This is a genomic window from Janthinobacterium sp. J1-1 (assembly GCF_030944405.1).
GTDB lineage: Bacteria > Pseudomonadota > Gammaproteobacteria > Burkholderiales > Burkholderiaceae_D > Janthinobacterium.
Map to the genome: position 1 here is coordinate 5,114,120 of NZ_CP132339.1, position 24,518 is coordinate 5,138,637.

Sequence of the window (24,518 nt, forward strand, 5' to 3'; positions counted from 1 at the left end):
TTGTTCCGCAAACAACTGTTTTATATCACCAGCGACCATCTGTGCGCCTACGACTGGCGCCACGGCGAGCTGGGCGCGGGCCAGGCATTTGAAGCGAGCGCGGCAGGGCTGGAGGCGTTTGCCGCCTGGCTGGAAGACCCGCTTGAACAGCGCCTGGACGTGCCCGCCTATCTGCTGGTCGACCTGATCGAGGAAGACTTCCAGCGCCAGCTGCTGCCCCATGTGCGCGGCAAGGCCGGCCGCGCCCTGCTGGCGCGCCGGCTAAGCCAGCTGTACCGCGACACGCCGTACCGGGGCAGCACCGTGCTGGGCCGCGACAGCGCCGGCCGCCAGGATGACCAGATGCTTTTCTTTGCATTGACCAATCCTTCCCTGCTGCAAACGTGGACGGCGCTGCTGGAACAGTTGCAGGTGCCGGTGGCGGGCCTGTATTCGGCCAGCCTGCTCAGTATCGCGCTGGTGAAACAGCTGGCGCTCGCGCATGGCCATTTGCTGCTGGTGACGCAACAGTCGGGCGGCTTGCGGCAAAGCTATTATGAAGGCGGCCAGCTGCGCTTTTCGCGCCAGACCGCGGCCATCGCGCTCGACGGCGTGGCCGTCAATATTGCGCTGGAGACGGAAAAAACCCGGCAGTTTCTCACCAGCACGCGCATGCTGGAGCGCGGCGACGTGCTCAACACCGTGATCCTGGCGCCGCAGGCGCAGATCGCCAAGCTGGAATTGCTGTGCGATAACGGCGTGGAAGTGGCGTATCACTTTATCGACATGCAGTTCGCCAGCGAGCGCGTGGGCCTGCCGCATACGCCACAGCTGGCCGACCAATTGCTGCTGACCCTGCTGGCGAAACATCCACCCGCCAGCCATTATCCGCCCGGCCCGCTTGCCCGCTACTACCACTACCAGCGCGCGCGCAAGGCCCTGTATGGCTCCAGCCTGCTGATCGGCGCCTCGGCCCTGCTATGGTGCGCCGCCATGCTGCTGGGCGGGCTGGACGACGAAGCCGGCATGGCGCAATTGCGGCAGGAAACCGCATCCTACCAGCAGCGCTACCGTAACGTGATGGCCAGCCTGCCGCCGGCGCCGGCGAAAACCCAGAACATGAAGGCCGCCGTGACCCTGGAACACATGATCGCCAGCCAGGCGCCCGAGCCGGGCCGCTTGCTGGCCATGCTGAGCGCCGCGCTCGACCAGGCGCCGCAAGTCAGGCTGGCCCAGCTGCACTGGAACGCGGGTCCGCCACCGGCCCGCGGCAGCGGCTCGCAGCCGCCACCGCAAAACCAGGCCGGCCAGGGCAAGGGGCCGGTGCCCACCAGCGTTGACGCCGGCATCCCGGCCGCGCCGCCGCAGGCGCTGCGCCTGGAGGCCGATGTCGATATGCCGGGCAATGATTACCGTGGCGCCTTGGCCGCCATCACGGCGTTTGCGCAAGCGCTGGCGCGCCATCCGCGCCTGGTGGTGGCGATCGAGGAAGCGCCGCTGGACCTGCGCCCCAGCGCGACCCTTTCCGGCAAGAGCGAGTCGCCGGCGCAAGACGCCCAGGCCCGCTTCACCGTGCTGCTGGTGTGGCAGCCATGAGCGCCTCCATGAAGCCGCCATTTACGCCGGGCATGAAAAAGCCCGCCGCCACCACGCGCCCCTTGCCGCCGTGGCTGGGCGAACTGCATCTGGTACGGCGCGCCCTGCTGTGCTGCGTGGCCACCGTGGTGCTCAGCCTGCTCGCCTTGCACCTGGCCAGCGATTACCGCGACCGGCAAGCCTTGCGGCTGGACCTGGCGCAAAAAGAACGCCGGGCCGCCGCCGCCCGCTTCAACCAGGTTGAAACGGAAAAACTGGAAATCCGCGCCTTTGCACCGCGCTTCCAGGCGCTGCGGCAACGCGGCCTGATCGGCGAGGAAAACCGCCTGGCCTGGATCGATGCGATAAGGCTGAGCCAGCAGCGCCGCCATCTGCTGCCGCTCAGCTATGAGATCAGCGCCCAGCAGGTGCTCAAGGTACCCTCGCCCCTGACCATGGGCCAGTACCAGTTGCGTGGCAGTAAAATGCAGCTCCACATGGATTTGCTGCACGAAATGGATTTGCTGAACTTTTTTGACGACTTGCGTCAGTCCGGCTATTTTGCCGTGCAGGACTGCGCGCTCAAGCGCGGCGGCGCCGCCAGCACCGGCCAGACCGCCAGCCTGAGCGCCGATTGCAGCCTGCTGTGGCTGACCCTCGGTGACCGCCCGCTTGCCGTGCCGGGGCTGCCATGAAACGCACCTTGCTCATCGCCTGCTGCGCCGTGACGGCCCTTGCCCAGGCGCAGCCGCCCCAGCTGGGACGGCTGTTTTCCTCGCCCGAAGAAAGGGCCCAGCTCGACGCCAGCCGCAGTGGCACGCCACCGGCCGGGACGGCACAGGCGCCGCCATCGCCGCCTCCGCCCCCACCACCCGGCCCGCCGATGGAACTCAATGGCCTGGTCCAGCGCAGCAGCGGCCGTTCAACCGTCTGGCTGAACCAGACGCCGCAGCAAGAGCCACATAACCAGGTCTCTGGCGCCGGCCAGCTGACCTTGCGCCTGAGCAATGGCCAGGTGGTGGTACTGAAACCGGGCCAGCAATATGATGCGGCCAGCGGCACCGTCATGGAAACGCGGCCATGATGCACAGGAGCACTCTCAAAACGCAAGGCGGCGCAGCCCTGCTGTTGCTGGTGGCCGTGCTGGGCCTGGGCGCGGCGTCGCTGTTGATGAACGCTTTCAGCCGCAATGGCGCGGAAAGCCAGCGCCAGCAGCGCACGCTGGCCATCCTGGCGCAGGCGCGCGACGCCTTGACCGGCTTTGCCGCCGCCAATGGCCGCCTGCCGCGCCCGGCCACTTCGGCCACCGATGGCCGCGAGCGGCCGGCCGAGTGCGCCAGCGACGCCGACTGCAGCGGTTTTTTACCTTGGGTGGCGCTGGGCGTGCCGGGCCTCGATGCCTGGGGCAAGGTCGTGCGCTACAGCGTGACGCCGGAAATGTCGCGTGCGCCCATCGCCTCGGTCTCCGCCGTGGCCAACCGGGTGGTTCTGCAGCGCAAGGCGGACGGTGGCCTGGCGTATGTGGCAGGCCAGGAACAATGCGATGTCAGCGCACAATGCCTGCCCGCCATCGTCTTTTCACAAGGCAAGGAAGGCTACGGCACGGCGGCCAGCGGCACCAGGCTGGCGCCCACCTTGCGCGGCAATGTCGACGAGGCGGCCAATGAGCTTGCCAGCACGTCGTTTGTCACGGGAAACAGCGTCGATGACCTGCTGGCCTGGATCACCTTGCCTGCGCTATACCAGCGCATGCGCGCGGCGCGGACCCTGCCATGAAGCATCTCGCCTCGCCACGCCGGCAGGCCGGCTTCAGCCTGATCGAAATCGCCATCGTGCTGGTGATCGTCGGCCTGATGATAGGCGGCCTCGTCACACCCTTGGCAGTGCAATTCGAACAGCGCAAGGTGGCCGAGACACAAAAGGCGCTCGATGAAGCGAAAGAGGCGCTGACCGGTTTCGCCTTGCTGCACGGTTACCTGCCCTGCCCGGCGGTATCAAGCATGAACGGCCTGGAAGACCGGCGAGGCGCGCGCTGCAATGGCGAAAAGCGGGCCGGCATCCTGCCGTGGGCCACCCTGGGCTTGCGCAAGAGCGACAGCTGGAACAATCTGTTCCGCTACAGCGTGACGCCGGCCTTCAGCGACAGCGAGCAATTGTTTGCCCTCAACACGCCGCGCGACATCAGCATCGTCACGCGCAACGGCGGCGCGCTGGTGCAAGCTACCGCACTGAATGATATTCCCGCGATGATCATGTCGCATGGCAAAAACGGCCTTGGCGCCATCAGCGAACAGGGCCAGCGCCAGGCTGGCGCGCAGGGAAATAATGTCGACGAGCGCAGCAATGCGGTGAGCAACAATATCTATATCAGCCGTGCCGCCAGCGACGGCCAGCAGGCCGGCGGCAGCTATGACGATATCGTTACCTGGCTGTCGCCCAATATCCTGTTCAACCGCATGGTGGCCGCGCAAAGGTTGCCGCGCTGATGTGGCGCCCCGGCCTGCTTATCGCGCGCTACACGCTGGTGGAAGCCTTGCGCAGCCGCCTGCCCTGGCTGTTCGTGCTGGCCGCCGCCGCCGCGCTGGCGCTGGCCGGTTTCCTGCAGCAATTGGCGCTGACGGAAAGCGGCGCCACGCAGGCGGCCATCGTGTCGGCCCTGCTGCGCCCGGTGGCCGTGTTCCTGCTGGTCGGCTTTGTCGTCACCAGCCTGGCGCGCGAAGCGGCCGACAAGGGCCAGGAACTGTTGCTGGCGCTGCCCATGCCGCGCGCCGTGTATGTGCTGGGCAAGCTGGCCGGCTTTGGCGCGCTGGCCCTGCTGCCTGCGCTGCTGTTCGGCCTGCTGACGTGCATGTGGGCGGCGCCCGCGCAAAGCGCGCTGTGGGCGGTTTCCCTGCTCGGTGAACTGTGGATCATGGCCGCCTTCAGCCTGCTGTGCGCGCTGGGCTTGCCGCATGCGCTGCCGGCCCTGGCCGCCAGCGGCGGCTTCTATGTGCTGGCGCGCAGCGTGGGCAGCCTGCAATTGCTGGCGCATGGCAGCACCGCCGCGCACGATGGCAGCCGGCAAGCCATCGCGTATGCCATCGATACGCTGGCCCTGCTGCTGCCCAATCTCGACCATTTCACGCGCAGTGAATGGCTGCTGTACGCCACTGGCGACTGGCAGGCGCTGGGCCTGGTGGCCGCGCAGACGGCGATCTATGTCGGCCTGCTGGCCGCCTGCGCCTTGTGCGACTTTTATCGCAAGAGTTTTTGATGCAGCAAAAGCCGCTGTCATCCGTGCCGCGATCACTGTGGCTGGCCCTGGTCCTCGCCCTGCTGCTGCAACTGGGCTGGCAGCTGGCGCAGCGGACCGCGCCGCCGCAGGCGCGACCCTTGCCGCCGCCCCCCTCCGCCGCCATGGCGCGGCTGGCCAGCCTGGGCGAACCGCTGGCAATGTCGAAAGCCATGCTGCTGTATCTGCAATCGTTTGAAGACCAGGACGGCGTCAGCCTGCCCTGGCGCGCGCTTGACTACGACCATCTGGCGCTCTGGCTGGACACGGCGCAAACACTCGACCCACGCAGCCGCTACGCGCTGGTGGCCGCCAGCGAAATCTATGCGGCCGTGGCCGATCCGGTCCGCGCGCGCCGCATGCTGGCCTTTGTCAGCGCCAGCTTTGCGCTGGACCCGGCGCGCCGCTGGCCTGCCATGGCGCAAGCCGCCCTGGTCGCCAAACACCAGCTGCACGACATGCCGCTGGCCTTGAGCCTGGCGCGACAGCTGCGGCGGCAAGCCACCGGCCCTGACGTGCCGGCCTGGGTGCGGCAGATGGAGGCCTTTATTCTGGAAGACATGGACCAGTTCGACAGCGCGCAAATCGTCCTGGGCGGCCTGATCGCCAGCGGGCAGATCACCGATCCGCACGAGCTGGCTTTCATGGCCCGCAAACTCGACGAGATTGCGGCAAAAAAGAAACACGCGATTCCCGGTAACACGCATTTACAGTAAACTTCACCATCAGCCACCCGACACACGACCGGATGGCGCAACGACAAGGATCACCCCATGCCACCACGCCGCCAGCAAGGCTTCACGCTCGTAGAAATCGCCATCGTCCTGGTCATCATCGGCCTGCTGCTGGGCGGCGTACTGAAAGGCCAGGGCCTGATCGACAGCGCCAAGGTCAAGAACATCATCCAGCAATCGAACTCGCTGACGGCCGCCGTCAACGCCTACCAGGATAAATTCCGCGCCCTGCCCGGCGACGACCTGCAAGGCACCCTGCACGTACCGAACTCGGCCGGCAACGGCAATGGCGACGGCCAGATCGGCGACGGACAGCCGCGCGAATTCACGCTGGCGCCCCAGCACCTGGCACTCGGTGGTTTCATTACCGGCTCATTCAACGGCACCAGCCAGTTCATGACCAGCGCCCAGGGCGGCGCCGTCTACCTGTACAACGACGAAGTGGCCGGCCGCGCCGGCAACGGTATCCGCTTCGACAACCTGCCCGAAGGCTATGCCGAACAGATCGACAGCAAGCTCGACGATGGCATCGCCACCACGGGTTCCGTGCGGGCAACCCAACCGTACGGCAATACGGGGGCGATTATCCCGCGTACGGCGGTGTTCTTCTGAAACGGGGCGCTGTCCCGGTTTCTTGCGGCATTAACCTGAACTCGCGATTGCGTTCAATCCTGCTTCCACCTCGGACAGCAATGGAGACAGTTGCCGGGGCACGGCAGTATCGACATATGCCTGGGCGACTTCAGCCGGATCAACCATCAGATTCTGATTACTGAATCCAGCAAATTTCCCGACGACATAACGGCCAGAAAAACGCGACCCGGGGATATCGTTAACATACCAGCAGCCACCATGCTTCTGGGCGAAATATTCGCCAATAAAGTACATCATGCGTGTCAACAGCCAGGACCTGTCCTCCTCGGCAACCGTCATTTCTCGCAGCGCAAGTTCCAAATAAGGAAGGTATTGGTCAGCCTGGGTCAGTACGGTGTGAGCGGGCTTGATGCCAATCCCATCAATAAACTCCACCAGCGCAGGCAAGAGTTCCTGATAGAACTGCCCGAAATCCGCTTTTCTACTTTCAATCAAAGCATCTTCTTGAAATGACATGAGTAAATCCTTGACGGCAAACTTGAATCGATTGACTTGACAGCATTACCGCCGGTTCATCAAGGAGGTAATGAAATTCGGATCACGCATGGCAGCGCATCAAAAACTCCGCCACGCAGACTGGCTTGGCATCCCCTTCCCGCTCCATGGTCACCGCCCAGTTTACCTGGGCGCCTTCGGCCAATTCCTCCACAGACAGAATATCGAGCCGTGCCCGCAAGCGGCTGCCGACCGGCACCGGCGCGGGAAAGCGCACCTTGTTCAGGCCGTAGTTGATGGCCATGCGGATGCCGGCCATGTGCAGGGCGTTCTGCAGCATGGCCGGCAACAGCGATAGCGTCAGAAAGCCGTGCGCCACGGTGCAGCCGTACGGCGACTCCTTCGCGCAGCGCTCGGTATCGACATGGATCCACTGATGGTCGTCGGTGGCGTCGGCAAAGGTGTCGATGCGCTGCTGGGTAATGGTGATCCATTCGGAAATGGCCACATGCTGGCCGGAAAGCGCCCGGAAGCCGGCGATGCCGTCGATATCACGCATCAGCCAGCTCCCCGGCGGGACGGCGGCCGAACATGCCCATGCCTTCGACGGTGGTCACCACTTCGCCATGCTGGTTGCTGACGCACCAGACGGAAATGACGATGCCGCGGTCGGGCTTGGAGGTCGAGGGGCGCACTTCCTTGACCTGGTAAGTGAGGTTCAGGGTGTCGCCGGCGCGCACGGGTTTGAGCCAGCGGATGCTGTCCAGGCCAGGCGAACCCATGCTGGACGAGTGTTTCAGCAGATTGTCGACCACCAGCCTCATCATCATGCTGCAGGTATGCCAGCCACTGGCGATCACGCCCTTGAAGATGGTCTGTGCCGCCGCTTCATGGTCGATATGAAACGGTTGCGGGTCGAAATCCGTGGCGAAGGCGATAATTTCGTCTTCCGTCACATGGCGCTGGCCCAGGTCGATTTCCAGGCCGGCCGTGAAGTCCTCGAAGTACCAGTGTTTTGGGGTAGTCACAGTCATGCATGCTCCGATGGCAGGAAGCCCGGCTGGGCGATAAAGCGCTCGACATGATGCCCGGCGTCGCCGAGGGTCAAGCCGATCATGGTCAGGCGCTTGAAGTGGTGGGCGGCAGGCACTTCGTCGGTCACGCCCATGCCGCCATGTAATTGGACGGCTTGCTGGCCGACAAACGTCGCCGCCTGCCCCACCCTGGCCTTGGCGGCCGAGACGATGCGGCGCCGTTCCACGGGCTCTGCGGTATCGACCTTGGCGGCCGCCAGCATGGCCATCGAACGTGCTTGCTCCAGGTGGATGAACATGTCGGCCATGCGGTGCTGCAGAGCCTGGAACTTGCCGATCGGCGCGCCGAACTGCTGGCGCGTTTTCAGGTACTCCAGGGTGGCCGCGAAGATGGCGTCCATCGCGCCCACCGCTTCCGCGCACAACAGCGTCGTGCCGTAGTCGGTGGCCGCATCGAGCGGCTCCCAGCCCTTGCCAGCGTCGCCGATCAGCGCATCGCCGCCCAGCACCACTTGCACCAGGGTCACGGTGGCGGCGCGCTGGCCGTCGATGGTGCGGTAGTCGCGCATGCTGACGCCGGGCGCGTCACTCGGCACCAGGAACAGCGAAATGCCCTCCGTATCGCGCTGCTCGCCCGCGCTGCGTGCCGAGACGATCAGATAATTTGCCTGCGCGCCATGGATCACCACGGTTTTCGTGCCGTCCAGTACAAAGCCGTCGCCGCCGCCGGTGGCCGTGGTGGCGATATCGTGCAAGTCGTGGCGCGACTGCGCTTCGCCGAGCGCGCAGGCAAGCTTGACGCCGCCTTGCGCTACCTGCTCCAGCACAGCCTCATGGCCGCCGGCCAGTTTCAGAAATTGCGCGCCGAACACGGTGGCAAAGTACGGCTCGACCACCAGCGCGCGGCCCAGTTCCTGCATCACCAGCAGCATGTCGACGGCCGTGCCGTCAAAGCCGCCCTGCCCGCCCGGCAGCGGCAAGGCCGTCATGCCCAATTCCGTCAATGTGGCCCAGGCGGCGTCCGAGGTGCCGCTGTCGGAATGAATGATCGCCTGGCGCGCGTCGAAGCGGTAATCCTTGTCGGCCCAGCGCCGCAGCGCATCGGCGAACTGCTGCTGTTCCTGGTTGAAAGTAAAGTCCATGTCGTCTCCTTTTGCCTTGTCTGCCTTACAGGCCCAGGATCATCTGCGTGATGATATTTTTTTGAATTTCGTTCGAGCCGCCATAGATCGACGTCTTGCGGTAATTGAAGTAATAGGCCGCCAGCGGCGCCGCCAGGTCATTGCCTGCCGCGCTGTGCTCCTGTTCACCATCGAGATAGGCGGGATCGAAGGGCAGCGCTTGCGGCCCCAGCGCCTCGACCATCAGTTCCGTCAGCTGCTGCTGGATTTCCGAGCCGCGCACCTTCAGCATCGAGGCCTGCGGGCCCGGTCCCTTGCCCTCTTCGCTGATCACGCGCAGCACCGTCATTTCCAGCGCCATCAGTTCGATTTCCATATCGGCCACCTTTGCCGCGAAGGCCGGGTCGCGCAGCAGCGGTTCGCCCTTTTTCAGTTGCTGCATCGCCAGTTGCTTCAGAAAGGCCAGTTCGCGCTTCGAACGGCCCACGGCGGCAATGCCGGTGCGCTCATGGCCCAGCAGATACTTGGCGTAGGTCCAGCCACGGTTTTCCTGGCCCACCAGGTTGCTCACCGGCACGCGCACATTGTCGAAAAACACTTCGTTGATCTCGTGGTCTTCGTCGAGCATGATAATGGGGCGCACGGTAATGCCGGGCGTTTTCATGTCGATCAGCAAGAAACTGATGCCTTCCTGCTTGCGCACGCCCGTATCCGTGCGCACCAGGCAGAAGATCATGTCGGCGTGCTGGCCCAGGGTGGTCCAGGTTTTTTGGCCGTTGACGATATAGTCGTCGCCATCGCGCACGGCCGTGGTTTTCAATGAGGCCAGGTCGGAGCCGGCGCCCGGCTCGGAATAGCCCTGGCACCACCAGTCGTCACAGTTGAGGATGCGTGGCAAATAATGGGCTTTTTGTGCTTCGGTGGCAAACGCCATGATGACGGGCGCCACCATGTTGATGCCGAACGGCAAAATCGGTGGCGTGGCGGCGCGCGCGCATTCGTCTTCCCAGATATGACGCTGCACGGACGTCCAGCCGGTGCCGCCATGTTCGACCGGCCAGGCCGGCGCGGCCCAGCCTTGCTGCGCGACGATCTTGTGCCAGCGCACATAGTCATCCTTGGTGAGCCGCAGGTGGCCGCGCACCTTGCGCTGCAGGTCCGCTGGCAAGTGGCTGTCGAGAAAGGCGCGCACCGTGTCGCGAAACGCCGTCTCGTCGCTTGAATAATTCAAATCCATGTCTGTCTCCTCCTTGTTATCAGTCGCATGGTGTGTGCGCGCAAGAGAGCTCAGCGCACAAAAAAGCACGACCGTTCTCAAGGATTGTACAACAGAATGTGCGCGGCGCCAGCGGTTTTCAGGCCGCCGGCGCGAGGAGCACTTAACCGTACAGATGCAGCAGGATCTGCACGGCGATGATCTTGACGATGGTCATGCTGGGAAAGATCATGGCATAGCCCAGGTTGGGCCGGTCGGACTTGGCCAGGCGGTTGGCAAACACCAGCACGGCCGGGTTGCCGGTGGCGCCGGCGGCGATGCCCAGCAACTCAGGAAACGGCAGGCGCAGGAAGAACTTGCCCAGCAACACCACGAGCGCCACCACCACCAGCACCGTGACGGCGCCCAGTGCCAGCATCGGCAAGCCGTCGGCGCCGGCCTGCTGCAGGAAGGGCAAGCCGGACGCCATGCCGACCGAGGCCAGGAAGATCGTCAGGCCATAGTTGCGCATGACCAGGTTGGCCGACAGCGGCAAGCGCCAGCTGACCTTGCCGACACGGCCCAGCCGTCCCAGGATCAGCGCCATCACCAGCGGCCCGCCCGCCAGGCCCAGGCTGAACGAGCCTATCCATGGCAAGGGTATCGGCACAAGGCCCAGCAGCACACCGAGCACCATGCCCATGCCCAGCGAGACATAGCTGAACTCGGCCGTGGCCGTGATCGAATTGCCGAACAGCTTGCGCACGTCCGCCGCATGGCTGGCCGGCGCGATGACCGTTACCCGGTCGCCAAATTCCAGCGTCAAAAAGGGCTGCGGCAATATCATGGCGTCGCCACGGCGGATAAACGCGAGCCTGGCGGGAAAATCCTTGAACAGGTTCAATTCACCGAGCGGCACGCCGACGATTTCGGCGTCCGAAACGAACACTTCGATGCCGTCGTAGTCGCGCCTGTCCTTCATCAGCCGCCCCGGGTCCAGATGGCCGAGCGCGGCGCGCGCGGCGTCGACCCCAGCCACCGTGCCGGCCACCATCAGCGCGTCGCCGGCACCGATCACCAGGCCGGGATCTGGCAAGCTGTTCTGGTGCCCATGGCGCACGCCGATCACCTGTACGCCGGCCAGCGGGCCGTCGGCCAGCTCGGACAAGGTGGCGCCCGCCAGCGCATCGCGGTCGATGGCGATTTCGGAGACGATGATCGGCACCGGCGGCGGCGCCAGCACGGGTTTCAGTACGCGACCGGCCAGGTACAGGCCCAGCATGGGGCCGACCACGCCGAACGGATACGCCACCGCGTAGCCGACAGCCGCATCGCGGTTGCCATGCGACGCTTCCAGCGCAGCCTGCAGCGCGGCCGTGCTGGTCATGGCGCCGGCGAACACGCCGCTGGCCATGCGGATGGAAATATCGATCCACTGCCCGCCCCAGATCGACACGGCCAACCCGCCCATCACGGCGACGAAGGCGATCAGGTTATGTTTCTGCCCCGCACCACGCAAGCCCGCAAAAAACTGCGTGCCATACTGCACGCCGATGCCGTACAGGAACAGCAGCAGGCCGATCGAGCCGACGATAGGCGGCGGCACCGAGCCCGGCGCAAACGCGCCCAGCGCCAGCCCCGCAAACAGCACGCCACCGACGCCCAGCGAAAAACCGAACACGCTGACACGCCCCAGCGCATAGCCCAGGCCGATCACCAGGAACAGCGCCAGGATAGGCGTCGATTCCAGCGTATGACGCAGCAATTCCATCATCTTGGCAGTTCCTCACGGTTAAAAGTTAGCAGTGTAGCACTCATGCAAGCCTGGCAATGCCAGCTTGGCAAGCGGCGAAAAAATGGCCAAAAAAAAGCCCGCTGCGGGAGCGGGCTGAATCTAATTCCTGTGAGGAGTTAGAGGAGACAGGTGAATGATGCCGCATCGCAGCACGCAATGCCAATGATCAGTTGTGATGATAGAAATATGAATTATCTATATCTGAACAGCAAGCTATATTGGGGGCAGGCAGAACGATAATCTGGACAATCAGGCCATGCCGTCACATCACGCCGGGCAAAAAAAAGCCCGCTGCGGGAGCGGGCTGAATCTAATTCCTGTGAGGAAGTAGAGGAGACAGGTGAATGATGCCGCATCGCAGCATATTTAGCCAATCATCTTTTCCTATGATGTCGATATGCAAAACCTATATCTGTTTTTGAGCCGCATCAAGCGCTGGCGCGCGCGATCAGTTCGTACTGCAAGGGCTCCGGCGCCAGCGGGGCGCTGCCCTCTTCCAGCTCGCCCAGCCGCAATAGAATCGCTTGCGCCGCGAGGCAGCCGATGTCGTAGCGCGGCACGCGGATGGTGGTCAGCGCGGGCGTGAGTTTTTCGGAAAACGGAAAGTCGCCAAAGCCGGCCACCGCGCACTGCTCGGGAATGCGGATGCCGGCGCGCGCCGCCTCGTAGATGGCACCGGCGGCCATATTGTCGTTGGCAAAAAACAAGGCATCGGGCCGGTCGGCGCGCGCCATCTGCGCGCTGAACACTTCCGCGCCCGCGTCCAGCGGCGCAATGGCGATGGCTTGCACGATCCGTGGCGCCAGGCCCAGTTCGCGCATGGTTTCCTCATAGCCCTCGGCCCGCTTGCGGGCGCGGAAGTCGCTGCCGATGCCGCTGTCGACATAGACGATGTTGCGGTAGCCCCGGCCATGCAGGTACAAGGTCATGTCGCGCCCGGTGGCCCGGTGCGAAAAGCCGATCTGCGGATACGGCCGCTCGGGGCGCACGTCCCAGGTTTCGATCACGGGGATGTGCAGGCCGGCCAGCAGGGTTTCGGTGGCGGCGCTATGATCGGCGCCTGTCAGCACCAGCGCGCGCGGCGACCAGCCGAGAAAGGCGCGCACCACTTTTTCTTCCGTTTCGACCGAGTAATCGTGGGTTGCCAACAACAACTGGTAATTATGTTTCGACAAGGTTGTCGACAGGCCCTGGATGGTTTCGGCAAAGATGGAATTCGACACGCTGGGCACGATGGCGCCGACGATGCGCCCTTGCGTGGACGCCAGGCCGCCGGCCGCCTCGTTGCGGATATAGCCGAGCTGGTCGATGGCGCTCTTGATGCGCTCGCGCGTTTCCTGCGACACGCGGTCCGGTTCCTTGAAGTAGCGCGAGACGGAAATGGCCGACGTCTGCGCCAGCTTGGCCACGTCGAACACGGTGCTGCGGCCCAGGCCGCGGCGCTTGCGTACGGGATCGTTCATGGGTACTGCCTGCTCTGGCGTGTGAGCGCCGGGTTTTGCATGTGCATAAATTCCCATATGGAAATTAGTTAAAAGAAATCATGCCGATAGTGTAATGCCAGTGTGCTTGCGGCGGCACACGGCGCGCATTGTAGCGTCATTAAATCGGTTGACAACGGGGATCGATTCAAATTATATTTCGCTGTGCTTGCAATGTTAGCGCTAACAAAGACGACATGCAAGACCCGAGACAGCGCCACTGGACAGCCATACGCAGCTGGCCAGGCACACGATAAAGGACACACATTGAGCTCCGCCACCTCCCGCCGCACGCTGGAATCGCTGCGCAGCCAGCGCTGGCTGGCCCCCGACGACATGCGTTCGTTCGCCCACCGCCAGCGCCTGCAGCAAATGGGCTTGCGCCGCGAAGAATTCCTCGACCGCCCCGTGATCGCCATCATCAACACCTGGAGCGACCTGTCGCCCTGCCATTCGCATCTGCGCGAGCGGGCCGAAGCCGTCAAGCGCGGCATCCTGCTGGCCGGCGGCTTTCCGGTCGAACTGCCGGCCCTGTCGCTGGGCGAAGTGATGGTCAAGCCGACCACCATGATCTACCGCAACTTCCTGGCGATGGAAACGGAAGAGCTGCTGCGCTCGCTGCCGATCGACGGCGCGGTGCTGCTGGGCGGCTGCGACAAGACCACGCCGGGCATGCTGATGGGGGCCATCAGCATGGATATTCCCGCCATCTTCTGCCCCGCCGGCCCCATGCTCAACGACCGCTACCGTGGCCAGAGCGTGGGCGCGGGCACGCATACCAAGAAATTCTGGGACGACTACGTGGCCGGCGACATCGCCAAACCCGAGTGGATCAAGCTCGAAGCGAAGATGACGCGCTCGCCCGGCACCTGCAACACCATGGGCACGGCCTCGACCATGACGTCCATCGTCGAAGCCATGGGTTTTACCTTGCCCGGCGCGACCAGCATCCCGGCGATGGACGCCAACCATGTGCGCATGGCCTCGCAATGCGGCGAGCGCATCGTCGGCATGGTGTGGGAAGACCTGAAGCCGTCGCGCTTTTTCACCCGTGCTTCGCTGTCGAACGGCGTGGCGGCCTATATGGCGCTCGGTGGCTCGACCAATGCGGCGATCCACCTGATCGCGATTGCCGGACGCGCCGGCATGACGCTGTCGCTCGAGGAAATGGATGCGATGGCGCACAAGGTGCCGGTGATCGCCAACCTGTTCCCGTCCGGCGACAAACTGATGGAGGATTTTTTCTATGCGGGCGGCATGCCGGCCCTGCTCAAGGAAATCACGCCCCAGCTGGATTTGTCGGCGCTGACCGTCACCGGCCGCAGCCTGGGCGACAATATCGCCGACGCCGTCTGCCTGGACGACAGCGTGATCCGCAAGGTGTCGCAGCCGGTGGCCGATGGCGCGGCGCTGGCCGTCTTGCGCGGCAACCTGTGCCCGGGCGGCGCCGTGATCAAGCCGTCGGCCGCCAATCCGAAATTTGCCAAACACCGTGGCCGCGCGCTGGTGTTCGATTCGAACGCCGAGATGCTGGCGCAGATCCACGCGCCCGACCTCGACATCGATGAAAACACGGTGCTGATCCTGCGCAACGGCGGCCCGATCGGCGCGCCCGGCATGCCGGAGTGGGGCAATCTGCCGGTGCCGAAAAAACTGCTGCAGCAAGGCGTGCGCGACATGGTGCGCATTTCCGACGCGCGCATGAGCGGCACCCACTACGGCACCTGCGTGCTGCACGTCACGCCCGAAGCGGCCGTCGGCGGCCCGCTGGCCCTGGTGCGCAACGGCGACATGATAGTCCTGGACATCGCCGCGCGCAGCCTGAACATGGACGTGCCGGAAGAGGAACTGGCGCGCCGCCGCGCCGCATGGCTGCCGCCGGCGCAGAAATATGCGCGCGGCTATACGCGGCTGTACATGGAGCACGTGACCCAGGCCGACCAGGGCTGCGACCTCGACTTCCTGCTGGGCAATGCGGCCACGCCCGAGCCGCCGATTTTCTGATTGCCGCCTTACTACATATATATAGAGAGAGCACAGGATCACCATGGATATATTGAACAACCCCTTCCGCGCCCTGCTGGCGGACCACACGGTACCGCTGGGCAGTTGGCTGATGGCCGGCACGCCCGTCACGGCCGAAGCCATGGGCTGCGCCGGCTTCGACTGGCTGGTGCTGGACATGGAACACGTGCCCATCGACTACCAGGACGCCTACCAGATCCTGCAGGCGCTGGGCGGCACGCCGGCCGCTCCCGTGGTGCGCCTGGCCTGGAACGACCTGGTGCAGATCAAGCGCGCGCTCGATATCGGCGCCCAGACATTGATGTTCCCGTTCGTGGAAAACGCGGAGGAGGCGCGCAGCGCCGTGGCCGCCACCCGCTACCCGATGCCGGGCCAGGCCGTACCCGGCACGCGTGGTTTTGCCGCCGTGCACCGCGCCAGCCGCTATGGCACCGTGGCCGGCTATGCGGCGCGCGCCAACGATGCCGTGTTTTCCATCATTCAGCTGGAAACCCCGGCCGCGCTGGCACAATTGGAAGAGATCGCCAGCGTGGAAGGCGTCGACGCCCTGTTCGTGGGGCCGGGCGACCTGTCGGCCAATATGGGCCATATCGGCAATATCGGCCACCCGGAGGTGCAGGCGGCGATTGCCGACGCGGCGCGGCGCGCACGCGCCATCGGCAAGCCGATCGGCATCGTCGGCCCCACGCCGGAAATGCTGCAAACCTTTATCGGCTACGGCTACGACTTTGTCGCCGTCGCCTCGGACCTGGGCATGATGATGCGCCAGGCGAATGCCTTTATCGCGGCACTCAAACCGTCATTGGCGAAAACCGTCGAGACGGGCGTGTACTGATTTTTTTGCAACAGCATATGGAGCGCGCTCAGACGCGTCATTCGCATTCTTTGGAGACGAGCATGTCAGGTGTAAAACTGGAAAAGGTTGTCAAAAAATATGACAACGGCGTCGAAGTCATTCATGGCATCGACCTGGAAATCAAGAAGGGCGAATTCGTCGTCTTTGTGGGCCCCTCGGGCTGCGGCAAATCGACGCTGATGCGCATGGTGGCGGGCCTGGAATCGATCACCGGCGGCACCATCTCGATCGAGGGCCAGGTGGTGAACGACCTGCCGCCGCGCGAACGCGACATCGCCATGGTGTTCCAGGACTATGCGCTGTACCCGCATAAATCCGTGTTCGACAACCTCGGTTTTGGTTTGAAACTGCGCAATTTTCCGAAGGCGGAAATCGAGCAGCGCGTGCGGGCCGCCGCCGCCATTCTGAAGATCGAGCACTTGCTGGACCGCAAACCGCGCGCCCTGTCCGGCGGCCAGCGCCAGCGCGTGGCCATGGGCCGCGCCATCGTGCGCCAGGCGCGGCTGTTCCTGTTCGACGAACCGCTGTCGAATCTGGACGCCCTGCTGCGTTCGGAAATGCGCACGGAAATCAAGAAGCTGCACCAGCGCATCGGCGCCACCACCATTTATGTCACGCATGACCAGGTCGAGGCCATGACCCTGGCCGAGCGCATCGTGGTGCTGTCGGGCGGCAAGATCATGCAGGTCGGCACGCCAGACCAGATCTACAACGAACCGGTGTCGAAATTCGTCGCCGGTTTCACGGGGTCGCCGCCGATGAATTTTCTTGGAGCAAAGGTCGCGCGCGGCAGCGATGGCCAGGCAGAAATCGTGCTGGGCACGGCGCGCCTGGACCTGCCGCCCGCCGCGCAAGCCGCTTGTGGCAAGCTCGACGGCCGGCAAGTGGAATTCGGCATCCGCCCGGAAGACATCACGCTCGACGCGGCCGGCCCGGCCAGCGCGCCGCTGACGGCCACCGTGGTGGTGGTCGAGCCGCTGGGCGCCGAAACCCTGGTGATCTTCCAGTGCCAGGGCGGCGAGCTGACGGCCCGTTTGCCGCCCACCTTTGCGCTGGCGCCCGGCCAGCAGGTAACGGTACACCTGGACATGGAAAAATTCCATCTGTTCGACCCGCAGGGCGGCGCGGTGCTGCCATCAAAATAAGCTCGGCACAGTCCGGCATACAAACTCAACAGGAGACACAACCATGCGTATCAAATCCCTCGTGCTGGCGCTCGGCGCCACTTTTGTTCTGGCCACCGCCGCCCACGCGCAAACCGTGAAGGTCTTTGTCGGCGGCCAGGAGCGTCCCGAAGTCATGCGCGAACTGTTCGCCAAGTTCATGGCCGCCAATCCCGGCGTCAAGATCGACCTGGAAACGGGCGGCGCCACCTCGGAATTGCAACAGAAATACCTGAACACGGTGCTGTCGGCCGGCGACTCGACCCTGGACGTGTTCCTGATCGACATCATCCGCCCTGCCCAGTACGCCTCGGCCGGCTGGATCGAAAGCCTGGACAAATACCTGGGCGCCGACCGCGACAAGATCATGGGCCAGTACCTGCCCGCCTACAAGCAGGCCAATATGGTCGACAACAAGGTCGTCGCCCTGCCCGCATTTGCCGACGCCATGTTCCTGTACTACCGCAAGGACTTGCTGGCCAAATACAAGCTGTCGCCGCCGAAAACCTGGGATGAGCTGGCCACCGTGGCGCGCACCATCCAGGCCGGCGAAAAGAATCCTGAACTGCAGGGCATCAGCTTCCAGGGCAAGGCCATTGAAGGCGCCGTCTGCACCTTCCTGCTGCCGTACTGGAGCCAGGGCGGCGAGCTGATCACCAATGGCAAGCTGAGCCTGGACAAGCCCAAGGCCGAAGCGGGCCTGGCCATGTGGCGCAAGCTGGTCGACCAGGGCGTGGCGAAAAAGAATATCGCCGAAGTGGCCACCGACGACACGCGCAAAGAATTCCAGGCCGGCAATGTGCTGTTCGCCGTCAACTGGGGCTATGCCTGGAACCACTTTCAGGAAGGCGACAGCGGCGTCAAGGACAAGGTCGGCGTGGTCAGCCTGCCGGCCATGGCGGGCGGCAAACCGGCTTCCTGCATCGGCGGCTGGCAGTGGGCCGTGTCCTCGTACTCGAAAAACAAGGAAGCGTCGGCCAAGCTGGTGCGCTGGCTGTCCAGCCCCGAAGTATCGAAACAGCTGGCGCTGAAGGCGTCCAACCTGCCCGTCTATCCGTCGGTCTACCAGGACAAGGAAGTGCTGGCCGTCAATGGCTGGTTCGCCGATGCGCTGCCGGTGGTGCAAAGCGCCCGCTCGCGCCCCGTCACGCCGCGCTACAGCGAAGTGTCGGAAGCGATCCGCGTCAATACCAATGCGGTGATGGCGGGCGTGAAAACCCCGGCGGCCGGCGTGGCCGAGATCGAAAACCGGGTCAAGCGCATCCTGCGCTAACCGGCTCCAGCCGGGCCGCCATCAATACGGCCCGGGCTGGACATTGGACACGCATACGCACCGCAACAGTCGAGGAAAACATGAGGCAACGCACCCTGAAAAGCCGCATCACGGACCCCAGCGAAACCACGCTGGCCTGGGTCCTGCTGACGCCGGCGATTCTCTTTTTACTGCTGATCGTGGCCTACCCGGTCAGCAAACTGATCTACAACAGCTTTTTCGATATCCGCCTGTCCGGCGGCGGCTTGCCCGCCTTTGTCGGGCTGGACAACTACAAGCTGGCGCTGGAAGACAGCCTGTTCTGGAAGTCGCTGAAAAACACCCTCATCATCACGGTGGTGACGGTGCCCGGCGCGCTGGTGGCGGGCCTGGGCCTGGCCATGCTGGCCAATATGCCGTTCAAATACCGCTGGCCGGTGCGCCTGGCGCTGCTGCTGCCGTGGGCGCTGCCGCTGGCCTTTGTCGGCCTGATCTTCGCGTGGTTCTTCCACAGCGAATACGGCCTGGTGAACGACATCATCCGCCGCATCGACCTGCTGTTCCCGGCCCTGGGCTGGCAGCCGCAGATCTGGTTCAATTCGCCGGCGCTGACGATGGCCGCCATCTGCATCACCACCATCTGGAAAACCTCGTCGTTCATGGCGCTGATTTTGCTCGCCGGCCTGCAGACCATCCCCGCCTCGCTCTATGAAGCGGCCGAAGTGGATGGCGCCAGCAAGTGGAAGCAATTCACGGAAGTGACCCTGCCGCTCCTGGTGCCGTCGATGCTGGTGGCGCTGATCTTCCGCACCCTGACGGCCATCCAGTCGTTCGACATTCCCTACAACATGCCCGGCCCTGGCGACGAGACCAAGACCCTGGCCATGTATATCCAGTCCAATACCGTCGACTACCTCGACGTGGGCTATGGCTCGACCCTGGCCGTCTTCATGTTCCTGCTGTCGATGGCCACCACGTTCGTGTACTTGAAATATGTCAGAGGAGACAAAGAATGAGCGGCCTGTTTTCATCGAAGCGCCTGCGCTGGTTCGCCGCCGCGATCGTCATCCTGAACGGCGTCTTCCCCGCCCTGTGGATCTTGTTTACCTCGCTGAAAACCGAGAGCGAACTGACGCAAAAGCCGATCACCTACTGGCCGCACGAACCGACCATCGCCAATTTCATCTCGGCCTTCCAGGACCAGCCGCTGCTGACGTTCCTCACCAACAGCCTGATCGTGGCCGGCCTGTCGACCCTGCTCAGCCTGTTCATCAGCGCGCTGGCCGCGTATGCGATCGCCCGCCTGCGCCTGCGTTTCCGTGGCCTGATCCTCACCGCCATTATCGGCGTGTCGATGTTCCCGCTGGTGACCCTGATGGTGCCGCTGTTCGAGATCATGCGCAGCCTGGGCTTGTTGAATTCGTACTGGGCGCTGGTGCTGCCCTACACGGTGCTCAACCTGCCGATCTGCACCCTGATGATGGTCAGCTTTTTCCAGGATATTCCGCGCGATATCGAAAACGCGGCCATGCTCGACGGCTGCACCCGCATCAGCGCCCTGTGGCGCATCGTGCTGCCGCTGGCCGCACCGGGCGTGGCGACGGCCGCCATCCTGGCGTTCGTGAACTCCTGGGATGAATTCCTGCTGGCGCTGTCGATGAATTCGGCCGTGGCCTACCGCACCCTGCCGGTCGGCATCCAGCTGTACCAGGGCGAGTTCGCCTTCCCGTGGCCGATCATTTCGGCGGCGCTGGTGGTGGCCATCGTGCCCATCGTCGTGCTGATCGTGATCTTCCAGGAAAAGGTCGTCAGCGGCCTGACCTCGGGCGGCTTGAAGGGGTAATGCATGGATCACCCTTCTTCCATCGTGCTGGTGCACGGCGACAGCCGCGCCGAACTGCGGCCGGCGACAGGCGGCGCGCTGGCCGGCTGGCGCTGGCGTGGGCGCGAGCTGCTGCGCCCGGCGCCCGCCGGCGCCTCGGTGCGGCAGATGGCCTGCTATCCGCTGGCGCCGTATTCGAACCGCATCGGCCACGCGGTGCTGCACGCGCCCGAGCAACACCACACCCTGCGCGCCAACTTCGCGCCCGAGCCGCACAGCATCCACGGCTTCGGCTGGCAGCGCGCCTGGCAGGTGGCAAACCACACCAGCGACAGCGCCGAACTGTTCCTGGCGCACGCGGCCGACGCCGACTGGCCGTATGCCTGCACGGTGCGGCAGACCGTGGCGCTGGATGACGCCGGCTTGCGATTGAGCCTGTCGGTCACCAACGACGACACGCGCGCCATGCCGGCCGGCCTGGGATTCCACCCCTACTTTCCGCTGACGCCCGGCCTGCGGCTGGCAACGCAGTGGGACGGCCTCTGGCGCGCCGGCGGCGACCGCCTGCCTTTGGACCTGGCGCCGCAGCCGCAAAGCGCTCCCTTTGCAACGCCGCAGCCGGTGGCCGGCTGGCAGGCGGACGACTGTTACAGCGGCTGGCGCGGTGAAGCCAGCCTGCACTACCCGGACTACGTGCTGCGCATGTCGGCCAGCGACAACTGCCGCCATCTGGTGTGCTTTGCGCCGAACGATGAACGCAATTTTATTGCCATCGAACCGGTCACGCAGGCGAATGACGCGTTTGCGCTGGCCGCGCGCGGCGCCCGGGACACCGGCATGCGCCTGCTGGCGCCCGGCGAGAGCCTGTCGATCGCCATGGTCCTCGCCGTCGAGGAGGTGCAGCATGCGTGAATGGCAAGCCACACTGGTGCTCGACGCGCGCGCCGAACTGGCCGAATGCCCGTTGTGGAGCGTGGCCGAGCAGTGCCTGTACTGGATCGATATCGCCGGGCGCCGCCTGCACCGCTACGACCCGGCAACAAGCCTCGATCGCCTCTGGTGGATGCCGTGCGAGCCGGGCTGCATCGCGCTGGCGGACGGCGGCGGCCTGGTGGCGGCCCTGCGCGACGGCTTCTACCGTTTTTATCCCGAGCAGTCGCGTTTGCACAAGCTGGCCGGCGCGCCGTATGACACCACCAACATGCGCTTTAACGACGGCCGCTGCGATGCGTCGGGCCGCTTCTGGGCCGGCGCCATGTACCAGCCGCGCACCAGCGAACAGGCGGCCATGTTCTGCCTGGAGCGTGGCGCGGTGCGGCCGGGCTGGGGCCCTCGGGATGGCCTGGGCGTAAAAGTGAGCAACGGCCTGGCGTTCGCGTCGGATGGCCAGTCGTTGTTCCAGTCCGATACGCCCAATCACGTGATCTACCGTTTCGGCTTCGACGCCGCGACCGGCCAGGTGGGCGAGCGCAGCGTGTTCGCGCGCCTGCCGGTGAAAGGCGAGGAAGCCGTGTATGGCGGCCGGCCGGACGGCGCCGCGATCGATGCCGAAGGCTGCTACTGGAGCGCCCAATACGAAGGGGGACGCGTGCTGCGTTTTTCGCCGCAGGGCGAGATTATCGGCATCGTGCACGTACCGGTCGCGCGCCCGACCATGGTCGCCTTTGGCGGCGCCGACCTGCGCACCCTGTATGTCACCAGCGCGCGCGAAGGCGCGGCTGACGAAGAACTGGCGCGCCAGCCCCAGGCCGGCGGCATCTTTGCCGTGCGCCTGGACGTGGCGGGCCGCCCCGAACCGCTGTACCGCGATGCGGATACGCACAAGGAACCATCATGAACACCATCACTCTCTACCCCAGCCTGCAGGACCGCGTGGTCTTTGTCTCGGGCGGCGGCTCCGGCATCGGGGCATCTTTGGTCGAGCACTTCGCGCTGCAGGGCGCGCAGGTCGCTTTCTGCGATATCGACCGCGAGGCCAGCGAGGCTCTCTCTGCGCGCCTGGCGCCTTTGTCGCGCCATGCGCCGCATTTTGTCTACAGCGATATCCGCGATATTCCCGCCTACCAGGCCAGCCTGGCGGAGGTGGAAGCGCGCTTCGGCGCTATCCGCGTGCTGGTCAACAATGCGGGCCGCGACGACCGCCACACCCTGGCCGAACTGACGCCCGATTACTGGGACAACTGCCTGGCCTTGAATTTGAAACACCATGTGTTCGCGATCCAGCAGGTGGCGCCCGGCATGGCGGCGGCCGGCGGCGGCGCCATCATCAATCTCGGCTCGATTTCGTGGCTGCGCGGGCGGCCCAACCTGGTCGGCTACACCACGGCCAAGGCGGGCATCGCCGGCCTGTCGCGCACCCTGGCGCGCGAACTGGGCGAGCACAATATCCGCGTCAACGCGCTGGCGCCAGGCGCCATCGTCACCGAACGCCAGGCCGAGCTGTGGCGCGATCCCGAGGAAGACCGGCGTTTCATCGAACTGCAATGCCTGAAGTACCGGCTCGATCCCGGCCACGTGGCGCGCACGGCGCTGTTCCTGGCGGCCGACGATTCGAACGGCATCACCGGCCAGCATATCGTCGTCGATGCGGGACTGGCGCAAACATCGGTCGCCGGCTGACCCCTTTCACTCTATTAGGAGCACCCCATGTTGAACCTGCAAGACGCAAGCCTGTTGAAACAGCAATGCCTGATCGATGGCGTCTGGTGCGATGCCGATGACGGCGCCACCATCGCCGTCACCAACCCGGCCACCGGCGACATCATCGCCACCGTGCCGCGCATGGGCGCGCTGGAGACGCGGCGCGCCATCGCCGCTTCGCACACCGCGTTCAAAGCGTGGCGCAAACAGACCGTCAAGGCGCGCGCCAGCGTGCTGCGCGCCTGGCACGCGCTGATCCTGCAACACGCCGACGACCTGGCGCTGATACTCACCAGCGAACAGGGCAAGTCGCTGGCGGAAGCGAAGGGCGAGATCGTCTCGAACGCGGCCTACCTGGAATGGTTTGCCGAGGAAGGCAAGCGCGCCTATGGCGACGTGATCGCGCCGCCGTCCAGCGACAAGCGCATCGTCGTCATCAAGCAGCCGATCGGTGTGTGCGCGGCCATCACGCCGTGGAATTTCCCGAACGGCATGATCACGCGCAAGGCCGGGCCGGCCCTGGCCGCCGGCTGCGCCATGGTCCTGAAACCGGCCTCGCAAACGCCTCTGTCGGCCCTGGCCCTCGGTGAACTGGCGCTGCGCGCCGGCGTGCCACCGGGCGTATTCAATGTGGTGACGGGCGCCGCTCAGGCGATCGGCACGGAACTGTGCCACAACAACCTGGTGCGCAAGATCACGTTTACCGGCTCGACCGAAGTGGGCGCCTGGCTGTCGCGCGAGGCGGCCGGCACCATCAAGAAGCTGTCGCTGGAACTGGGCGGCAACGCGCCGTTCATCGTGTTCGAGGACGCCGATATCGATGCGGCCGTCGACGGCGTCTTGATGTCGAAATACCGCAACAGCGGCCAGACCTGTGTCTGCGCCAACCGCATCTACGTCCAGGACGGCATCTACGACGATTTTGCGGCCCGTTTGGTGGCCAAGGTGGAACAGCTGAAACTGGGCAACGGGCTTGAAGCGGGCGTGACGCAAGGCCCGCTGATCGACGAGAACGCCGTGCGCAAGATCGAGCAGCATGTGGCCGACGCGCTGGCCAAGGGCGGCAAGCTGGCTATCGGCGGCAAGCGCCATGCGCTGGGCGGCAGCTTTTTCGAGCCGACCGTGGTGCTGGACGCGAACAGCACCATGCTGGTGGCGCGCGAGGAAACCTTCGCCCCACTGGCGCCGCTGTTCCGCTTCAGCACTGAAGAGGAAGTGATCGCGCTGGCCAACGACACCGAATTCGGCCTGGCCGGCTATTTCTACAGCCGCGACCTGGGCCGCGTCTGGCGCGTGGCGGAGGAACTGGAAGTGGGCATGGTCGGCATCAACACGGGCATGATCGCCAATGAAATGGCGCCGTTCGGCGGCGTCAAGCATTCCGGCATGGGCCGCGAAGGGTCGCATTACGGCATGGACGACTTCCTCGATATCAAATATCTGTGCATGGGAGGCATCTGAATTCAAGCCGCCCGCGAGGGCGGCC

General features: G+C 64.7%; 25 protein-coding genes. 18 read left to right on the forward strand and 7 right to left on the reverse strand.

Going from position 1 to position 24,518, the window contains the following annotated elements:
- Genes Q8L25_RS23390 through Q8L25_RS23425 form a run of 8 tightly spaced genes read left to right on the forward strand, consistent with a single transcriptional unit; the run spans window position 1 to window position 6,171 of the window.
- Entirely contained in the window at window positions 1–1,575 is a 1,575-nt protein-coding gene (locus Q8L25_RS23390; protein WP_308921684.1) for a hypothetical protein, read from the forward strand.
- Window positions 1,572–2,249: a hypothetical protein gene (locus Q8L25_RS23395; RefSeq protein ID WP_308921685.1), complete on the forward strand. Its 678-nt coding sequence runs from the start codon at window positions 1,572–1,574 to the stop codon at window positions 2,247–2,249. The genes Q8L25_RS23390 and Q8L25_RS23395 overlap by 4 nt, the downstream gene beginning before the upstream one ends.
- The gene (locus Q8L25_RS23400) at window positions 2,246–2,638 is read left to right on the forward strand and encodes a hypothetical protein (RefSeq protein WP_308921686.1); all 393 of its coding nucleotides are present in this window, start codon (window positions 2,246–2,248) and stop codon (window positions 2,636–2,638) included. Before Q8L25_RS23395 ends, Q8L25_RS23400 begins: the two co-directional genes overlap by 4 nt.
- Window positions 2,635–3,330, forward strand: a complete 696-nt coding sequence (locus tag Q8L25_RS23405) for a hypothetical protein (protein ID WP_308921687.1) — start codon at window positions 2,635–2,637, stop codon at window positions 3,328–3,330. The genes Q8L25_RS23400 and Q8L25_RS23405 overlap by 4 nt, the downstream gene beginning before the upstream one ends.
- Window positions 3,327–4,040 carry a type II secretion system protein gene (locus tag Q8L25_RS23410; protein WP_308921688.1) on the forward strand — a complete coding sequence of 238 codons (714 nt, stop codon included), beginning with the start codon at window positions 3,327–3,329 and terminating at the stop codon, window positions 4,038–4,040. Before Q8L25_RS23405 ends, Q8L25_RS23410 begins: the two co-directional genes overlap by 4 nt.
- Window positions 4,040–4,807, forward strand: a complete 768-nt coding sequence (locus tag Q8L25_RS23415) for an ABC transporter permease (protein ID WP_308921689.1) — start codon at window positions 4,040–4,042, stop codon at window positions 4,805–4,807. The genes Q8L25_RS23410 and Q8L25_RS23415 overlap by 1 nt, the downstream gene beginning before the upstream one ends.
- Window positions 4,807–5,541 carry a hypothetical protein gene (locus Q8L25_RS23420; RefSeq protein WP_308921690.1) on the forward strand — a complete coding sequence of 245 codons (735 nt, stop codon included), beginning with the start codon at window positions 4,807–4,809 and terminating at the stop codon, window positions 5,539–5,541. The genes Q8L25_RS23415 and Q8L25_RS23420 overlap by 1 nt, the downstream gene beginning before the upstream one ends.
- 57 nt (window positions 5,542–5,598) lie before the next feature.
- Window positions 5,599–6,171, forward strand: a complete 573-nt coding sequence (locus Q8L25_RS23425) for a prepilin-type N-terminal cleavage/methylation domain-containing protein (protein WP_308921691.1) — start codon at window positions 5,599–5,601, stop codon at window positions 6,169–6,171.
- Between the two features lie 30 nt (window positions 6,172–6,201).
- Here the strand turns inward: Q8L25_RS23425 and Q8L25_RS23430 are convergent, their stop codons facing one another.
- The 7 genes from Q8L25_RS23430 to Q8L25_RS23460 form a co-directional block, all read right to left on the reverse strand.
- A complete protein-coding gene (locus tag Q8L25_RS23430; RefSeq protein WP_308921692.1) occupies window positions 6,202–6,669 on the reverse strand; it encodes a hypothetical protein in 468 nt (155 codons plus the stop codon).
- 82 nt (window positions 6,670–6,751) lie between these two features.
- Window positions 6,752–7,207, reverse strand: a complete 456-nt coding sequence (locus Q8L25_RS23435) for a MaoC family dehydratase (protein WP_308921693.1) — start codon at window positions 7,205–7,207, stop codon at window positions 6,752–6,754.
- Complete coding sequence (locus Q8L25_RS23440; protein WP_308921694.1) at window positions 7,200–7,682, reverse strand: MaoC family dehydratase; 483 nt, start codon at window positions 7,680–7,682, stop codon at window positions 7,200–7,202. The genes Q8L25_RS23435 and Q8L25_RS23440 overlap by 8 nt, the downstream gene beginning before the upstream one ends.
- On the reverse strand, window positions 7,679–8,824 hold the full coding sequence (locus tag Q8L25_RS23445) for an acyl-CoA dehydrogenase family protein (RefSeq protein WP_308921695.1): 1,146 nt from the start codon (window positions 8,822–8,824) through the stop codon (window positions 7,679–7,681). The genes Q8L25_RS23440 and Q8L25_RS23445 overlap by 4 nt, the downstream gene beginning before the upstream one ends.
- A 25-nt stretch (window positions 8,825–8,849) precedes the next feature.
- Window positions 8,850–10,040 carry an acyl-CoA dehydrogenase family protein gene (locus tag Q8L25_RS23450; RefSeq protein ID WP_308921696.1) on the reverse strand — a complete coding sequence of 397 codons (1,191 nt, stop codon included), beginning with the start codon at window positions 10,038–10,040 and terminating at the stop codon, window positions 8,850–8,852.
- 142 nt (window positions 10,041–10,182) lie between these two features.
- On the reverse strand, window positions 10,183–11,772 hold the full coding sequence (locus Q8L25_RS23455) for a TrkA C-terminal domain-containing protein (RefSeq protein WP_308921697.1): 1,590 nt from the start codon (window positions 11,770–11,772) through the stop codon (window positions 10,183–10,185).
- 449 nt (window positions 11,773–12,221) lie between these two features.
- On the reverse strand, window positions 12,222–13,256 hold the full coding sequence (locus Q8L25_RS23460; protein WP_308921698.1) for a LacI family DNA-binding transcriptional regulator: 1,035 nt from the start codon (window positions 13,254–13,256) through the stop codon (window positions 12,222–12,224).
- 354 nt (window positions 13,257–13,610) lie between these two features.
- Here Q8L25_RS23460 and araD point away from each other — a divergent pair, with 354 nt between their 5' ends.
- From araD to Q8L25_RS23510, 10 genes are all read left to right on the forward strand, one after another.
- Window positions 13,611–15,278, forward strand: coding sequence for an L-arabinonate dehydratase (araD, locus tag Q8L25_RS23465; RefSeq protein ID WP_374694325.1), 1,668 nt, complete (start codon window positions 13,611–13,613; stop codon window positions 15,276–15,278).
- A 43-nt stretch (window positions 15,279–15,321) separates the two neighbouring features.
- Window positions 15,322–16,134 (forward strand): aldolase/citrate lyase family protein, encoded by an 813-nt coding sequence (locus Q8L25_RS23470; protein ID WP_308921700.1) that lies wholly within the window; start codon window positions 15,322–15,324, stop codon window positions 16,132–16,134.
- A gap of 62 nt (window positions 16,135–16,196) precedes the next feature.
- Window positions 16,197–17,300, forward strand: coding sequence for a sn-glycerol-3-phosphate ABC transporter ATP-binding protein UgpC (locus Q8L25_RS23475; protein WP_308921701.1), 1,104 nt, complete (start codon window positions 16,197–16,199; stop codon window positions 17,298–17,300).
- A gap of 43 nt (window positions 17,301–17,343) precedes the next feature.
- Window positions 17,344–18,591: an ABC transporter substrate-binding protein gene (locus tag Q8L25_RS23480; RefSeq protein WP_308921702.1), complete on the forward strand. Its 1,248-nt coding sequence runs from the start codon at window positions 17,344–17,346 to the stop codon at window positions 18,589–18,591.
- Between the two features lie 80 nt (window positions 18,592–18,671).
- On the forward strand, window positions 18,672–19,586 hold the full coding sequence (locus Q8L25_RS23485) for a sugar ABC transporter permease (RefSeq protein WP_308921703.1): 915 nt from the start codon (window positions 18,672–18,674) through the stop codon (window positions 19,584–19,586).
- Window positions 19,583–20,413 (forward strand): carbohydrate ABC transporter permease, encoded by an 831-nt coding sequence (locus tag Q8L25_RS23490; RefSeq protein ID WP_308921704.1) that lies wholly within the window; start codon window positions 19,583–19,585, stop codon window positions 20,411–20,413. Before Q8L25_RS23485 ends, Q8L25_RS23490 begins: the two co-directional genes overlap by 4 nt.
- A gap of 3 nt (window positions 20,414–20,416) precedes the next feature.
- On the forward strand, window positions 20,417–21,304 hold the full coding sequence (locus Q8L25_RS23495) for an aldose 1-epimerase (protein WP_308921705.1): 888 nt from the start codon (window positions 20,417–20,419) through the stop codon (window positions 21,302–21,304).
- The gene (locus Q8L25_RS23500; protein WP_308921706.1) at window positions 21,297–22,229 is read left to right on the forward strand and encodes an SMP-30/gluconolactonase/LRE family protein; all 933 of its coding nucleotides are present in this window, start codon (window positions 21,297–21,299) and stop codon (window positions 22,227–22,229) included. Before Q8L25_RS23495 ends, Q8L25_RS23500 begins: the two co-directional genes overlap by 8 nt.
- On the forward strand, window positions 22,226–23,011 hold the full coding sequence (locus tag Q8L25_RS23505) for an SDR family oxidoreductase (protein WP_308921707.1): 786 nt from the start codon (window positions 22,226–22,228) through the stop codon (window positions 23,009–23,011). Before Q8L25_RS23500 ends, Q8L25_RS23505 begins: the two co-directional genes overlap by 4 nt.
- A gap of 27 nt (window positions 23,012–23,038) precedes the next feature.
- A complete protein-coding gene (locus tag Q8L25_RS23510; protein WP_308921708.1) occupies window positions 23,039–24,493 on the forward strand; it encodes an NAD-dependent succinate-semialdehyde dehydrogenase in 1,455 nt (484 codons plus the stop codon).
- Window positions 24,494–24,518 lie beyond the last annotated feature (25 nt).